The organism is Escherichia marmotae, from assembly GCF_002900365.1.
GTDB classification, from domain to species: domain Bacteria; phylum Pseudomonadota; class Gammaproteobacteria; order Enterobacterales; family Enterobacteriaceae; genus Escherichia; species Escherichia marmotae.
The window spans coordinates 1,352,307-1,367,046 of the sequence record NZ_CP025979.1; the positions used below are offsets into that span (position 1 = coordinate 1,352,307).

At 50.4% G+C, this 14,740-nt stretch carries 14 protein-coding genes and 1 pseudogene; 8 read left to right on the forward strand and 7 right to left on the reverse strand.

The window, feature by feature from the left end:
- Positions 1–39: 39 nt before the first annotated feature.
- Genes torD through torC form a run of 3 tightly spaced genes read right to left on the reverse strand, consistent with a single transcriptional unit; the run spans position 40 to position 4,339 of the window.
- Positions 40–639: a molecular chaperone TorD gene (torD, locus tag C1192_RS07240; protein WP_038355265.1), complete on the reverse strand. Its 600-nt coding sequence runs from the start codon at positions 637–639 to the stop codon at positions 40–42.
- On the reverse strand, positions 636–3,170 hold the full coding sequence (torA, locus tag C1192_RS07245; protein WP_038355266.1) for a trimethylamine-N-oxide reductase TorA: 2,535 nt from the start codon (positions 3,168–3,170) through the stop codon (positions 636–638). Before torA ends, torD begins: the two co-directional genes overlap by 4 nt.
- On the reverse strand, positions 3,170–4,339 hold the full coding sequence (gene torC / locus C1192_RS07250) for a pentaheme c-type cytochrome TorC (RefSeq protein ID WP_038355267.1): 1,170 nt from the start codon (positions 4,337–4,339) through the stop codon (positions 3,170–3,172). Before torC ends, torA begins: the two co-directional genes overlap by 1 nt.
- Before the next feature lie 130 nt (positions 4,340–4,469).
- On the opposite strand from torC, the gene torR reads away from it, so the two are divergent.
- The 3 genes from torR (at position 4,470) to C1192_RS07265 (ending at position 9,084) form a co-directional block, all read left to right on the forward strand.
- Positions 4,470–5,162 carry a two-component system response regulator TorR gene (gene torR / locus C1192_RS07255; protein WP_038355268.1) on the forward strand — a complete coding sequence of 231 codons (693 nt, stop codon included), beginning with the start codon at positions 4,470–4,472 and terminating at the stop codon, positions 5,160–5,162.
- Between the two features lie 32 nt (positions 5,163–5,194).
- The gene (gene torS / locus C1192_RS07260) at positions 5,195–7,939 is read left to right on the forward strand and encodes a TMAO reductase system sensor histidine kinase/response regulator TorS (RefSeq protein ID WP_072041594.1); all 2,745 of its coding nucleotides are present in this window, start codon (positions 5,195–5,197) and stop codon (positions 7,937–7,939) included.
- A 71-nt stretch (positions 7,940–8,010) separates the two neighbouring features.
- Entirely contained in the window at positions 8,011–9,084 is a 1,074-nt protein-coding gene (locus C1192_RS07265) for a 4Fe-4S binding protein (protein WP_038355269.1), read from the forward strand.
- Positions 9,085–9,133: 49 nt separating this feature from the next.
- Here C1192_RS07265 and C1192_RS07270 read toward each other — a convergent pair whose 3' ends face one another.
- From C1192_RS07270 to cspG, 4 genes and pseudogenes are all read right to left on the reverse strand, one after another.
- Positions 9,134–9,307 carry a GnsA/GnsB family addiction module toxin gene (locus C1192_RS07270; protein WP_001019201.1) on the reverse strand — a complete coding sequence of 58 codons (174 nt, stop codon included), beginning with the start codon at positions 9,305–9,307 and terminating at the stop codon, positions 9,134–9,136.
- 18 nt (positions 9,308–9,325) lie between these two features.
- Positions 9,326–9,518, reverse strand: a pseudogene (locus C1192_RS25480) (protein YmcE).
- Entirely contained in the window at positions 9,493–9,681 is a 189-nt protein-coding gene (ymcF, locus tag C1192_RS07275; protein ID WP_071524879.1) for a cold shock small protein YmcF, read from the reverse strand. The pseudogene C1192_RS25480 and the gene ymcF overlap by 26 nt, the downstream one beginning before the upstream one ends.
- A gap of 10 nt (positions 9,682–9,691) precedes the next feature.
- A complete protein-coding gene (gene cspG / locus C1192_RS07280; RefSeq protein WP_000066492.1) occupies positions 9,692–9,904 on the reverse strand; it encodes a cold shock protein CspG in 213 nt (70 codons plus the stop codon).
- Positions 9,905–10,188: 284 nt separating this feature from the next.
- On the opposite strand from cspG, the gene cspH reads away from it, so the two are divergent.
- From cspH to C1192_RS07305, 5 genes are all read left to right on the forward strand, one after another.
- Positions 10,189–10,401: a cold shock-like protein CspH gene (gene cspH / locus C1192_RS07285; RefSeq protein WP_000087760.1), complete on the forward strand. Its 213-nt coding sequence runs from the start codon at positions 10,189–10,191 to the stop codon at positions 10,399–10,401.
- 434 nt (positions 10,402–10,835) lie between these two features.
- Complete coding sequence (locus C1192_RS07290) at positions 10,836–11,150, forward strand: hypothetical protein (protein ID WP_038355270.1); 315 nt, start codon at positions 10,836–10,838, stop codon at positions 11,148–11,150.
- Positions 11,151–11,256: 106 nt separating this feature from the next.
- Positions 11,257–11,901 carry a lipoprotein GfcB gene (gene gfcB / locus C1192_RS07295; protein WP_038355271.1) on the forward strand — a complete coding sequence of 215 codons (645 nt, stop codon included), beginning with the start codon at positions 11,257–11,259 and terminating at the stop codon, positions 11,899–11,901.
- Positions 11,898–12,644, forward strand: a complete 747-nt coding sequence (locus tag C1192_RS07300; RefSeq protein ID WP_038355272.1) for a capsule biosynthesis GfcC family protein — start codon at positions 11,898–11,900, stop codon at positions 12,642–12,644. Before gfcB ends, C1192_RS07300 begins: the two co-directional genes overlap by 4 nt.
- A complete protein-coding gene (locus C1192_RS07305; protein ID WP_038355273.1) occupies positions 12,644–14,740 on the forward strand; it encodes a YjbH domain-containing protein in 2,097 nt (698 codons plus the stop codon). Before C1192_RS07300 ends, C1192_RS07305 begins: the two co-directional genes overlap by 1 nt.

A 14,740-nucleotide genomic window follows, 5' to 3' on the forward strand; every position in this document is an offset into this window, starting at 1 on the left:
TGCGACGCTTAACGCGTCTTACCAGGCCTACAAACGGCATTATCTGTTTTGGTTGTCGCACTCCACCAGCACCAGCAATAACTGGCTTAGTGTCGCGTAAAAACCAAAGCTGTCATACTGACGGCAACGCGTTACAAATTCCGGTAGCCATGATCGCAGCGCCGCCAGCGTTTTTTGCCGTAAGCTGTTGATTTTTTGTGTGGTAACTTTCCCTTCCCCCAGTGAAAAATGCAGATAGCTCAACAACTCAAGATAAATCGCCAGATGATCTGCCGGTTCGTTGAAGTTGCTACTGGTTTCCATGCCCGCCTCAACCAACAAGTGTTTAATCTCTTGCTCGTCCTGTTTGTAGGCCGATGCATACGGCAGCGCCGCTTGCTTGTCGGTCATCAGAAACAGGCCGCAAAAATCAGCGGCCAGTTCCAGACGGGCGTCGTTACGTACCACCAGGGCAGCAATGCTTTTCTCCAGCTCGTCCACCGCCGCAGCCAGCGGCGGTTCGCTTTTCAGCAAAGAAAACCATTCAGCCATCTCCGCACTGGCGATTTGCGTCAGTTGTTCATCGTCCAGTTCACGGGAAAACAACTGCGCCAGCCAGTCGTAGACGCAGGCAGTCTGTTGTGCCGTCAAGGAAGTCATGATTTCACCTGCGACGCCGGAACATATTCGCACTGCGCCACCATTTCGATGGGGCCGCTAAACGCCGTCACTTTCTCAACCTGACCGCTGAATTTTTCAATTTCCACTATGGTCGTGTGTGAGCTGGTAGCCTGCGCTAGCTGCGAGGTGCCAATGTCAGGCGTTAATACGTTGGGGTTACCGTATTTACACAGCGCATTAATCTCGCCGCCTTTGTCCGGATCATACCAGGCACCTTCATGGATCCGTATCACGCCTGGCGCATAGAAATCAGACACCACTGCTCCCGCCAGCACCTGGCCACGATCGTTAAAAACACGCACCACATCGCCGTTAGCAATTCCATACGCACTGGCATCCTGTGGGCTTATATATACCGGCTCTTTGCCCGCTACGCTGTAATGCTGACGTAAGGTTTCGGATTCGCACAGTTGCGAGTGGACGCGATAATCCGGGTGTACTGATTGCAGATGCAGCGGATACTTCTGCGAACCAGGCCCACCGTGAGAGCGTTCGATTTTCTCAAACCACATCGGATGCCCCTGACAATCGTCATAGTTCATGTCGGCAATGGTCTTCGAGTAGATCTCAATCAGACCGCTCGGCGTCCCCAGCGGTTCAAGATCAGGATCTTCGCGGAACGCCTGATGACGCACGAACATCTGCGGATGGTCATATACCACGTACTCTTTACTGTTCCACAACTCATCAAAGGTAGATAAATGGATGCCGAGCCCTTTGGCCTGCTGGAGCGCGTCATACCAGATGCGCCGGAGCCAGCCCATCTCATCCAGTCCTTCGGTAAAGGCTTCCTCACGGTCAAAGCGTCGGCATAACTCGCGGAAAATATCAAAGTCGTTGCGCGCCTCAAATTGCGGCTGCACCACCTGTTTAGTGGTGATCAGCCCGTGGCTGGCATAGTCACCAAACTGGTCGAGATCGTTGCGCTCAAACTGTGTGGTTGCGGGTAATACAATATCGGAAAAGCGGCAACTGGAGGTCCACTGGTTATCAATGGAAATCACCGTCTCCAGCTTGCGCCAGCCTTCGATAATGCGGTTAATCTGCTGATGGCGGTGGAACGGGTTGGTCCCGGCAAAAACACACATTTTCAGCGGCGGCAACTTGACTGTTTTTCCGTCCCAGTTGATCTCTTTCCCCGGTTCCAGAATGGCGTCGATATAACGGGCCGTTGGGATAGTGCTGCTGTAACCTTTGTAATCGTTGTTGTTATGAACTGGCGGAATTTTCGTGGCACCAGGAAAACCGCTCAGGATAATCCCTTTACGGCCTGGCACGCCTGAGCCGCTGCTGTGCCAACTAAAACCAAAACCGCCACCCGGCAGGCCAATCTGCCCGAGCATTGCCGCCAGCACCACAATCATCCATGACCATTGCTCGCCGTGCTGCATACGTTGGGCACACCAGCCAGCCATAATTTGCGTTCTTGTGCCCGCCATTTTCCGCGCCAGCATGCGGATCGTTTCGGCGTCAATGCCACACAGCTTTTCTGCCCAGACGGCATCCTTCGGCTGGCCGTCTTTCTCACCCAGCAAATACGGCAGAAATTGCTCGAAACCGACGCAATAATCAGCAATGAATTGTTTGTCGTACAGATTTTCGCTGTACAGGGTATGGGCCATCGCCAGTTGTAGCGGCACATCGGTTTGCGGGTTAACAACAATATGTTTAACGTGCTCGCGCCCCAGATATTCATGCGTTGAACTGACCACCGGGTCGATGCTGATGACTTCGATTTCGCCCGCCGCCACCTTTTCTTTCAGTTGCTCGTAATATTCATAAACATCGTGAGACGGGCAGCGGAAATTGACCTGCTGATTCTTCACCAGATCGGTGCCCCACATAATGATGACTTTGCTGTTTTGCAACACCAGCGGCCAGGACGTTTGCTGTTCGTAAACTTCCATTGATCCCACCACCCGCGGCAGGATCACCTGTGCAGCCCCGGTGGAATAGTCACCGCCGGTACTCACTTTATTGCCATGTAGGGCGATGGCTTTCGACAACATTCCCCCGGCGCTATGAAACTTACCGGATGATTGCCCACCGCTGGCGGTCAGTAACGCACTGGGGCCATAGGTTTTTTGCACCCGTTCCAGTTCTTCATAGAACATGTCCAGGGCTTCATCCCAACTGACGCGGACAAAACGGTTATCGCCGCGCTGGGTTGTGTCGCTCAGATGGCGTTTGCGCAGCCAGTCAACGCGCACCATTGGGTAACGAATGCGCGCCGAATTGTGGACGTGATCCGGCAACCCGGCGATGATTTTCGTCGGATATTTATCCAGTTCAAAGGGCTTTACGGCGACAAAACGGCCATCTTTTACCGTGGCACGGATTGCCCCAAAGCGCGACCCGGTCAGAATCCCCTCTTTAACCGTAACAGCCTGTGCTGCGTTAGCACGGCGTGGAGTTAACAGCGATGGCCCCAGCATCCCGACCAGCGTTAAGCCGCCAAGCTGGGTAAGAAAACGCCGACGTGATGCCTGAAAAATGTCTTTATTTTTCATTATTTTCCTTCCTTATCGCTGTGAGACTTCCCTGCGGTATCCGACGCATGCATTTGCAGATATTTCAGCATGGTGCGTTCTTCTCGTTTATCGAGGCTGGTAAAACCAATCATGCCGTTGATCTGACCAATCCAACCGTTGGCGTCGTAATGGGTGGTTGCTGACGCGCCGTGGCACTGTTTACAGGCGTTGCTGTACAACGTATCGCCATAGGCCCAGATCGGTTTGATGTCGCCAACCATATCGCCCTTCTTCAGCCATGCGATGGCCTGCATCTTACTCCACTCGGTTTTGGTGTCAGCAACAGTCGTTTTCTCCAGCATTTTCGCCTGCTGCTGGATATCGCCACGAATGGAGGCGACAAAAATCCGTTTGCTTGGTAACTCGGTCAGAACTCGTTGACTTCCAGCGTTTTCCGTCCAGCCAGTGATAGCCACCTGCAACCAATCGCCGTCACGTTTAAGCACTTTCACTTCAGAGGCCGGCAACAGAGAACCTGCCGCGTCTTTATCGTCTTTTGCTGCGTAAAGAGGTTTTATATCAATCGAATAGAGGATTTCTTTATCATCTCTGGCGCTGGCGCGTAGTTCTTCGAACTGTTTACGCGAGCCGCTGCTCATATCCGGTAACTGGTGGGCAATACCCTTGTGGCAGTCGATGCAGGACTGATTTTCTTTCGCTGCGGCGGCCATTTGACGCGCGGCTTCCGGATGCTGCTTCGCATGATCCATCGCATCGTAGTTATGGCAGGAACGGCAGGTCGCTGAATTGTTCTCTTTCATCCGCGCCCATTCACGCTCGGCAAGTTCTGCGCGTTTGGCGTTGAATTTCTCAGGGGTATCAATGGAGTGACCAATAACAGTCTGATAAACCTCATTACTCGCTTCCAGTTTCCGCTTCAACATTCCCGGTAAATCTGACGGAACATGGCAGTCATGGCACTCGGCGCGTACGCCGGAGGCATTCTGGAAATGCGCCGACTGTTTATATTCTTCATACACCGGCGTCATACTGTGGCAACTGACACAAAACTCAGTATTGCTGGTGGCCTTGATCCCGAAATGAGGTAATACAATCAATACAATACCGATCATAATCCCCATCAGCACCAGCGTTAACACCGACCAACGCGCACTTGGTCGACGAAGCGCACTCCATAGTCGTCTCATAATAACTCCTGTAAAAATATAATTTGGCAACTGTGATCTTAATAAGCAAATATGAATAGCGGCACTCGTCAGGATGAATGGCTTATGACAGCATATGAATGGATATGAACAGGAAGCTCGAGAAGGCAGGATGTCACACCATATTGTCATTGTTGAAGATGAGCCTGTGACGCAGGCACGTTTACAAAGCTACTTCACCCAGGAAGGGTATCTCGTGTCGATCACAGCAAGCGGCGACGGGTTACGGGAAATTATGGAAAACCAGCCAGTTGATCTCATTCTGCTGGATATCAACCTGCCAGATGAAAACGGCTTGATGCTTACCCGGGCACTGCGCGAACGCTCAACGGTAGGGATTATTCTGGTGACCGGGCGCAGCGATCCCATTGATCGAATTGTCGGGCTGGAGATGGGTGCCGATGATTATGTCATCAAACCGCTGGAGCTGCGTGAACTCGTGGTACGGGTAAAAAATCTGCTCTGGCGTATCGATCTGGCCCGCCAGGCCAACGCTCTCACTCAGGATAACTGCTATCGTTTTGCGGGATATTGTCTGAATATCTCACGCCACACGTTGGACCAGGACAGTAGGCAGATCAAACTCACCCGTGCGGAATATGAAATGCTGGTGGCCTTTGTCACTAATCCTGGCGAGATCCTCAGCCGCGAACGACTGCTGCGTATGCTCTCCGCCCGGCGGGTGGAAAACCCCGATTTGCGCACCGTGGACGTGCTGATCCGCCGTTTGCGTCATAAACTCAGCGCCAACCTGTTAGTCACGCAGCATGGCGAAGGATATTTCTTAGCCGCTGAAGTCTATTAATCCACCGGTTCAGGTAATGTGGTGCACCAACGATGATTTTCACTCTGGCCAAAAGATTGTGGATGGCGTTTGCCCTGATGGCATTGCTGACTCTGGTGAGTATCTTTGTAGGTTGGTATAACCTGCGCGTTTTCACCCAAAGCGCCCAGACCAATACTCTGGCTCTGATCCCGACCATGAATATGGCTCGTCAGTTGAGTGAGGCCAGCGCGTGGGAGCTCTTTACCGCCCAAAATTTGAACAATACGGATAGCGCAGAGATGTGGCAATTCCAGGGGAGGATGTTATCGGCGCAGAAGCTGAAAATTGACAGCCTGTTACAGGGCCTGCGCGAGAAAGGGTTTGACACGATAGCCATTGAACGGCAAGCCAATGAGACTGACCGCTCGCTACGCCAGCAGGGTGAACTGGTCGGCCAGCGGCTGAAACTACACGATCAACAGCAACAACTCAGCCAGCAAATCGTCGCCGCTGCCGGAGAAATCGCCAATATCGCACAATCCCAGACCCATTACATAGCAATCGCCACCGCAACGCCCCAGTCTGGCCCGGAAAGTGTGTTTGGCCACAATCATGGCAGGCCGGCGGAGAGCGCCGTCGAGCAATGGATTTCTGGCGATCGTGAGTACGTCAGGCAGATGCACGAAATGCGCTTTAGCGCTCTGCAAATACAGCATTTCGTTATGAAACTGGAGCTGGAGAAGAGTGAAAAAAATAACAACAGACTACCTGTTCAACTGAAAAACGCCCTTAACAGGGTGCAACTTCAACAACGACGCATTAAAGCTCCCCCGATTCGCGCGCAGGCTGAAAAGGCGCTGGAGACAGTACAGCGATATGTCGAATTACTGGCGCTGTACCAACGGGAAAATACGCTTAATACTCACCTGCAGACGCTGACGCAAAATAATATTGTGCAGTTTACGCAGTTCAGCAACGAGGTTAATCAGTTAGTCGCAACCATTGAACAACGTAATCGGGTCGGACTGACACATCTGGAAAGCGCCAGTGAACATGTGCGGTTTAATCTGCTACTCCTGGGCGTCGTTTCCCTTTGCTCTTTGATTCTGATCCTCTGGCGCGTGGTTTATCGTTCAGTCACGCGCCCACTTGCCGAACAAACGCAGGCACTGCAACGCCTGCTGGACGGCGATATCGACTCCCCTTTCCCGGAAACCGCTGGCGTGCGGGAGCTGGATACCATCGGGCGGCTGATGGATGCTTTTCGCAGTAGTGTTCATGCGCTTAATCGCCACCGCGAACAACTGGCAGCGCAGGTCAAAGCGCGCACTGCCGAATTGCAGGAACTGGTAGTAGAACACCGGCTGGCACGGGCGGAAGCAGAAAAAGCCAGTCAGGCAAAATCGGCGTTTCTGGCGGCAATGAGCCATGAGATCCGCACTCCGCTGTACGGCATTCTCGGCACCGCTCAACTGCTGGCGGATAACCCGGCGCTTAACGCCCAGCGTGATGATTTGCGGGCAATTACCGATTCTGGCGAATCATTGCTGACCATCCTTAACGATATTCTCGATTATTCGGCTATCGAAGCAGGTGGCAAGAATGTCTCGGTCAGCGATGAACCGTATGAACCGCGCCCGCTGCTGGAAAGTACCCTGCAATTAATGAGCGGGCGGGTGAAAGGTCGTCCGATTCGACTGGCAACGGAAATTGCCGACGATGTACCGACCGCGTTAATGGGTGATCCGCGACGTATTCGCCAGGTTATTACCAATTTGTTGAGTAATGCCCTGCGTTTCACTGACGAGGGGCAGATTGTCCTGCGTAGCCGCACTGATGGCGAACAATGGCTGGTCGAAGTGGAAGACAGCGGCTGTGGTATTGATCCCGCGAAACTGGCTGATATCTTCCAGCCATTTGTTCAGGTGAGTGGTAAACGCGGCGGCAGTGGACTGGGGTTGACGATCAGTACCAGCCTGGCCCAGGCGATGGGCGGCGAACTGATCGCCACAAGCACGCCGGGGGTTGGAAGCTGTTTTTGCTTACGGTTACCGTTACGCGTTGCCACCGCGCCAGCACCTAAAATAGTCAATCAGGCGGTGCATCTGGATGGTTTACGCTTGCTGTTAATTGAAGATAACCCGCTAACGCAGCGTATTACCATCGAAATACTGAACACCAGTGGTGCTCAGGTCACTGCCGTTGGAAATGCCACGCAGGATTTAGAGACGCTGCAAAATAGTGAATCGTTTGCTGCCGCGCTGGTGGATTTTGATCTGCCGGATATCGACGGCATTACACTTGCCAGGCAACTTTCGCTGCAATATCCGTCGCTGGTTTTGATTGGCTTTAGCGCCCATGTCATCGACGAAACGTTGCGCCAGCGTACCAGTTCGCTATTTCGCGGAATTATCCCTAAACCGGTGCCGCGTGAAGTGCTCGGTCAGTTACTGGCGCACTATCTCCACCAGCAAAAAAATAACGATCAGCCGCTGGATGTATCGCAACTCAATGAAGATGCACAGTTAATGGGAGCGGATAAGATCCACGAATGGCTGACATTATTTAAACAACATACCCTGCCGCTTCTTGATGAAATAGACACTGCTCGCGCCAGACACGACAGCGAGAAAATCAAACGCGCTGCGCACCAGCTAAAAAGTAGTTGCGCCAGTCTGGGAATGCGCAGTGCCAGCCAGTTGTGCGGGCAACTTGAGCGGGAACCATTAGCCGCTCTCCTGCCGCGCGAAGAAATTACACGCAGTATCGCGGCTCTGGAAGAGTGGTTGAATAAGAAAGACCTGAACGCGATTTGAATCAATATCAGCCAGATAAGAAGACTTAGAATAGTAGCATTTAGCATGCAACTTAATGGACTGGCAAAATCATGGCTGAGAAAAAAAGAATCCGCTGGCAGCGGCGGCCAGGCACAACGGGCGGTAAATTACCGTGGAATGACTGGCGCAATGCCACGACCTGGCGTAAAGCGACGCAATTATTACTGCTGGCAATCAATATTTATATTGCCATCACCTCCTGGTATTGGGTGCGCTATTACGAAACGGCAGGTAGTACGCCTTTTATCGCAAGGCCAGGTGGTATTGAAGGCTGGCTCCCTATTGCCGGTCTGATGAATCTGAAATACAGCCTTGAAACAGGCCAGTTACCTTCCGTGCACGCCGCCGCGATGCTGTTGCTGGTCGCTTTTATCATTATCAGCTTGCTGCTGAAAAAAGCCTTTTGTTCGTGGCTATGCCCGGTTGGTACGCTATCTGAGTTAATTGGCGATCTGGGGAAAAAACTGTTTGGTCGGCAATTTACCCTTCCTCTCTGGCTGGATATTCCTCTGCGTGCGGCGAAATATCTGCTGTTGAGTTTTTTTCTCTATATCGCGTTATTCATGCCCGCTCAGGCGATTCACTATTTTATGCTATCGCCCTACAGCGTGGTGATGGATGTTAAAATGCTCGATTTCTTTCGTCATATGGGGACAGCGACGTTAATCAGCGTGATCGTTTTGCTGATTGCCAGCCTGTTTATTCGCCATGCCTGGTGTCGTTATCTCTGCCCGTATGGCGCGTTAATGGGACTGGTTTCGCTATTATCGCCGTTTAAGATTCGTCGCAATGCCGAAAGTTGTATCGACTGCGGCAAATGCGCAAATAATTGTCCGTCACGGATCCCTGTCGATAAATTAATCCAGGTTAGAACGGTGGAATGTACCGGCTGTATGACCTGCATCGAGTCATGCCCGGTCGCCTCAACATTAACTTTTTCGCTGCGAAACCCCGCGATAAATAAAAAAACTTTTGCGTTATCTGGCTGGCTAATAACACTACTGATATTGGGAATTATGTTCGCGGTGATTGGTTACGCGATGTATGCAGGTGTATGGCAAAGCCCGGTGCCAGAGGAATTGTACCGACGCTTAATTCCACGGGCGGCAATGATTGGTCATTAACAGAGTGACAAGCGGAACATCACCTCGTGCTGGGGTGATGTCCACAAAATCACATTATTTGGATTTTGACGTCATAGCCTTCAAGCCCGGTCATTTTCTCCCGCGCGGTGAAGCGAATTTCAGAGACTTCTTTCCCTGTGCTCTTGTTTAACTCGGTGATTTTTTGCGCAATAAAGTCGGAGATTTCTGTTTCGGCTTGTTTTTTTAGCTCTTCAATATTCACTGTTAACCTCTTCTGGTCTTAAAAGGCAGCAACACGCCAGTAAGGTGTTGGTTCCCTGTTCAGGTAACAAAAGTTATAAGCTATCTGCCTGAAAGATTCAATAATCAGTAGGTTATCGCTCAATATGCATACAGGGATGAGTGCAAACAGAAGATATAAAAAAGGCTCCGCGAGGGAGCCTGATATTATTTTGTGAAATCCAGTGGCGCATGGTCTGTGCGTATTTGTAAAGCAACGTTATCAAAGGTGATCATCGTCGATTTACAGAAAATACACTTAGCTCCCAAAGGATTTCGCTCCGTCACATCGAATGCCGATGTGCGGTACTGTGAACCATGACAACATGGACAGCGGAAATGGAGATGTTGAGTAATAACGGCAACCTTAGAGCGCAACAACGTTCGCTGCCGAGGGACCACGTTGCCCCTGCTCAATAGAAAATTCGACTTTCTGATTTTCATTCAGAGTGCGGAATTCATTGCTCTGGATGGCGGTGAAATGAACGAAGACGTCCTTGCTGCCATCATCAGGAGTGATAAAGCCAAAACCTTTATCTGCGTTAAACCATTTTACTAAACCAGTCATTTTATTAGACATATTTTACTTCCTTCATTTTGGGCCTTTCGGCAAACAGGGCTTTAATACAGAAACTACTTAGTGTTCAGGAGAGAGACTCAAAAGAAGGGGATAATGCCTGATAATGAGAACTGCTTTAGTAAACTACTTTGTATGCTGTCTGTCTTTCAAACCGACGCAGCTATTAACGCATGATACACATAATTAAGCAAATTTATTTTAGCCGTCCGGCGGTCTTAAATATCGCTGGCTTTATTTTTTTAAAACCGTATAGTGCAGCGCAGTATTTTTAGTAAGGAATTTGTTTGTCCCGTAAAATGACAGGAATTGTCAAAACCTTTGATCGCAAAAGCGGCAAAGGATTCATCATCCCCTCCGACGGTCGTAAAGAAGTCCAGGTCCATATTTCCGCATTCAGCCCCCGCGACGCAGAAGTACTTATACCAGGGTTACGCGTAGAGTTTTGCCGCGTTAATGGCCTGCGTGGACCAACAGCGGCAAATGTTTATCTCTCTTAATATGGCTCTGAATTCTGATTTGTTTCTATTTATATAGCCAAACAATCAATAACTGCATTGTAACCTGAGTTATATTTCCTCCATGTAATTAACCCAATAAACCGAACCTGTCCGCGGCTAATAGCTATAAACGCCATTTAATTCGCGATTATAATACTGCGCGTAACTATATCATCAGCAATAATTAGTGGCTTTCTTAACTATTTTCTCATCTTTAATTTGTATTTTTCTGAGATTTATCTTATGCTCGCAAGTCGTATTTCCAGAGGGAAATCGTTAACAACCTTATATTTCCCTTTGCGCGCCTTTCCCACTCGCGGTTTATTGTGCCGGCTGTATGTGGAAAGAGAGGTTCCACAAGGATGTTATACTCAAAGTTGACAATCCTGATCTCAAGCGTACGTATTGTTCATGCGATGAATAAAGGAAAAGTTATGAAACACAAGCTTTCTGCAATCTTTATGGCCTTCATGTTGACGACGCCAGCTGCGTTTGCTGCACCTGGAGCAGAAAACGCAGCCGAGGCGAGCACGACAACGACTGGTACTACTGGCACAACGGCGACCACTACCGGCGCAACAACAACTGCCGCAACCACTGGCGGCGTGGCTGCTGGCGCTATCGGCACAGCAACTGCTGTAGGTGTGGCAACGGCTGTTGGTGTAGCGACCCTGGCAGTAGTAGCAGCAAACGACAATGGCGACGGCGGTTCTCACAATACTTCGACCACGACGTCTACTACGCGTTAATTCTGCCTGAAATCGTCGAAACTTAAGTTAAATAATGCCCGGTTGCGATATTCCCACCGGGTTTTAGAGATTTGCATTTTTTAAATTAACCTTTCAAGGATTAAAGGTGCGCCCTCTTATTTTATCGATATTCGCACTATTTCTGGTGGGATGTATTCACAGCCAGCAAAGTATGGTCGATACATTTCGTGCCAGCATTCTCGATAATCAGGATATCATCGTAGCGGATCAACACATCCAGGCGTTGCCTTATTCCACCATGTATTTACGCCTGAATAATGGGCAACGAATATTTGTGGTGCTGGGATATATAGAACAAGAAAAAAGCAAATGGTTATCCCAGGATAACGCCATGTTGGTTACCCACAATGGACGTCTTTTAAAAACCGTCAAACTTAATAATAATCTGCTGGAAGTGACAAATTCCTGGCAGGATCCTCTGCGTAACGCGCTGGCATTAAAAGATGGCAGTCGCTGGACACGAGAAATTCTCTGGAGTGAAGACAACCATTTTCGCTCTGCGACCGTCAGCTCTACTTTTTCCTTTGTTGGACTGGAGACGCTGAATATTGCGGGTCGCGATGTGTTATGCAATGTCTGGCAGGAAGACGTAACGTCTACGCAACCGGAAAAGCAATGGCAGAACACATTCTGGGTCGATTCGGCTACTGGCCAAGTTCGTCAAAGTCGGCAAATGTTAGGCGCAGGGGTAATTCCCGTGGAAATGACGTTTCTTAAACCCGCACCATGAATAAATTACAGTCGTATTTCATTGCCAGCGTACTTTACGTGATGACGCCCCATGCCTTTGCGCAAGGAACGGTGACTATTTATCTACCTGGCGAACAACAGACACTTTCCGTTGGCCCCGTGGAGAATGTTGTCCAGTTGGTGACACAACCGCAGTTGCGCGATCGCCTCTGGTGGCCTGGAGCTCTATTGACCGACTCCGCAGCAAAAAACAAAGCGATTAAAGACTATCAACATGTCATGGCACAACTGACTTCCTGGGAAGCAGAAGCTGATGATGATGTGGCGACCACGATTAAATTCGTGCGCCAGCAGTTGCTCAATCTCAATATCACTGGCCGCTTACCGGTCAAACTGGACCCTGATTTTGTGCGAGTCGATGAGAACAGCAATCCCCCACTGGTCGGTGACTATACGCTCTATACCGTACAGCGTCCGGTGACTATCACTCTGCTGGGCGCTGTTTCCGGGGCTGGGCAACTGCCCTGGCAGACGGGCCATAGTGTTACCGATTATCTACAAGATCATACCCGTCTGGCAGGCGCAGACAAGAATAACGTTATCGTTATTACGCCTGAGGGTGAGACTGTCGTCGCCCCTGTCGCTCTGTGGAATAAAAGGCATATGGAACCACCGCCAGGCAGCCAGCTTTGGTTGGGTTTTCCCGCACATGTTCTGCCCAAAAAGTATGCTGATTTAAATGACCAGATTGTGTCTGTTTTAACGCAACGTGTTCCTGACTGATGAAGAAGAACTCTTATCTTTTAAGCTGCCTGGCTATTGCTGTCTCCAGTGCCTGTCATGCAGAAGTGTTTACCTACCCGGATCCGCTGGGTTCATCGCAATCAGACTTTGGCGGCACAGGATTGTTGCAGATGCCTAATGCACGCATCGCGCCGGAAGGTGAATTTAGCGTCAACTACCGGGATAACGACCAATACCGTTTCTACTCCACGTCCATAGCGCTGTTCCCGTGGCTGGAAGGAACTATTCGTTATACGGATGTGCGCACGCGCAAATATAGCCAGTGGGAAGATTTCAGCGGCGATCAGTCATACAAAGATAAATCTTTCGATTTTAAACTTCGTCTGTGGGAAGAAGGTTACTGGCTACCGCAAGTGGCGTTTGGTAAACGTGATATTGCGGGTACGGGTCTGTTTGACGGTGAGTATCTGGTGGCCAGCAAGCAAGCGGGGCCGTTTGATCTCACTCTCGGGATGGCTTGGGGTTATGCCGGGAATGCGGGCAATATTACCAACCCGTTTTGCCGGGTGAGCGATAAATATTGTCATCGTGCTGAATCCCACGATGCAGGCGATATCAGCTTTAGCGACATCTTTCGTGGCCCGGCCTCCATTTTTGGCGGTATTGAGTATCAAACGCCGTGGAATCCCCTGCGTCTGAAACTCGAATACGACGGCAACAATTACCAGAATGATTTTGCTGGCAAACTGCCGCAAGCAAGTCATTTCAACGTTGGCGCAGTTTATCGCGCTGCCAACTGGGCAGATCTTAACCTGAGTTATGAACGTGGTAACACGTTGATGTTTGGCTTCACTTTACGGACCAATTTCAACGAATTGCGCCCTGCCCTGCGCGATACACCAAAACCGGCCTGGCAGCCTGCGCCAGAGTCTGAAGGGTTGCAGTACACCACGGTAGCGAACCAACTTACTGCGCTGAAGTACAACGCAGGCTTTGACGCGCCAGAAATTCAACTGCGTGATAAGACGCTTTATATGTCTGGTCAGCAATATAAATATCGTGACTCACGCGAAGCAGTTGATCGCGCCAACCGGATTCTGGTAAATAACCTGCCGCAAGGTGTCGAGAAGATTAGTGTGACGCAAAAGCGTGAGCATATGGCGATGGTAACTACCGAAACCGACGTAGCCAGCCTGCGTAAACAACTGGCGGGCACTGCGCCGGGTAAACCAGAGCAACTGCAACAACAGCGCGTTGAGGCTGAAGATCTTTCTGCCTTTGGTCGGGGCTACCGTATTCGTGAAGATCGGTTTAGCTACTCTTTCAACCCAACACTTTCGCAGTCGCTGGGCGGTCCGGAAGATTTCTATATGTTCCAGTTGGGGCTGATGTCCAGCGCCCGTTACTGGTTTACCGATCACCTGCTGTTTGATGGCGGTATTTTCACCAATATTTACAACAACTACGACAAGTTTAAGTCTTCGCTGTTACCTGCAGACTCTACTCTGCCCCGCGTGCGCACACATATTCGTGATTACGTTCGCAATGACGTCTATCTCAACAACTTGCAGGCTAACTACTTTGCCGACTTAGGCAACGGTTTCTATGGCCAGGTGTATGGCGGTTATCTGGAAACGATGTATGCCGGTGTGGGTTCCGAGCTGCTTTATCGTCCGCTTGATGCCAGTTGGGCGCTGGGTGTGGACGTTAACTACGTGAAGCAGCGTGACTGGGACAACATGATGCGCTTCACCGATTATTCCACGCCAACAGGTTTCGTGACGGCTTACTGGAACCCGCCGACGCTCAACGGAGTGCTGATGAAACTCAGCGTTGGGCAATACCTGGCAAAAGACAAAGGGGCAACTATCGACGTCGCCAAACGCTTTGATAGCGGCGTGGCGGTAGGGGTCTGGGCAGCTATCAGTAACGTGTCGAAAGATGACTACGGCGAAGGCGGCTTTAGCAAAGGTTTTTATATCTCGATTCCGTTCGACTTGATGACCATTGGACCTAACCGCAACCGCGCGGTGGTTTCGTGGACACCATTGACGCGTGACGGTGGGCAAATGCTGTCACGCAAATACCAGCTCTATCCAATGACGGCAGAGCGAGAAGTACCGGTTGGACAATAA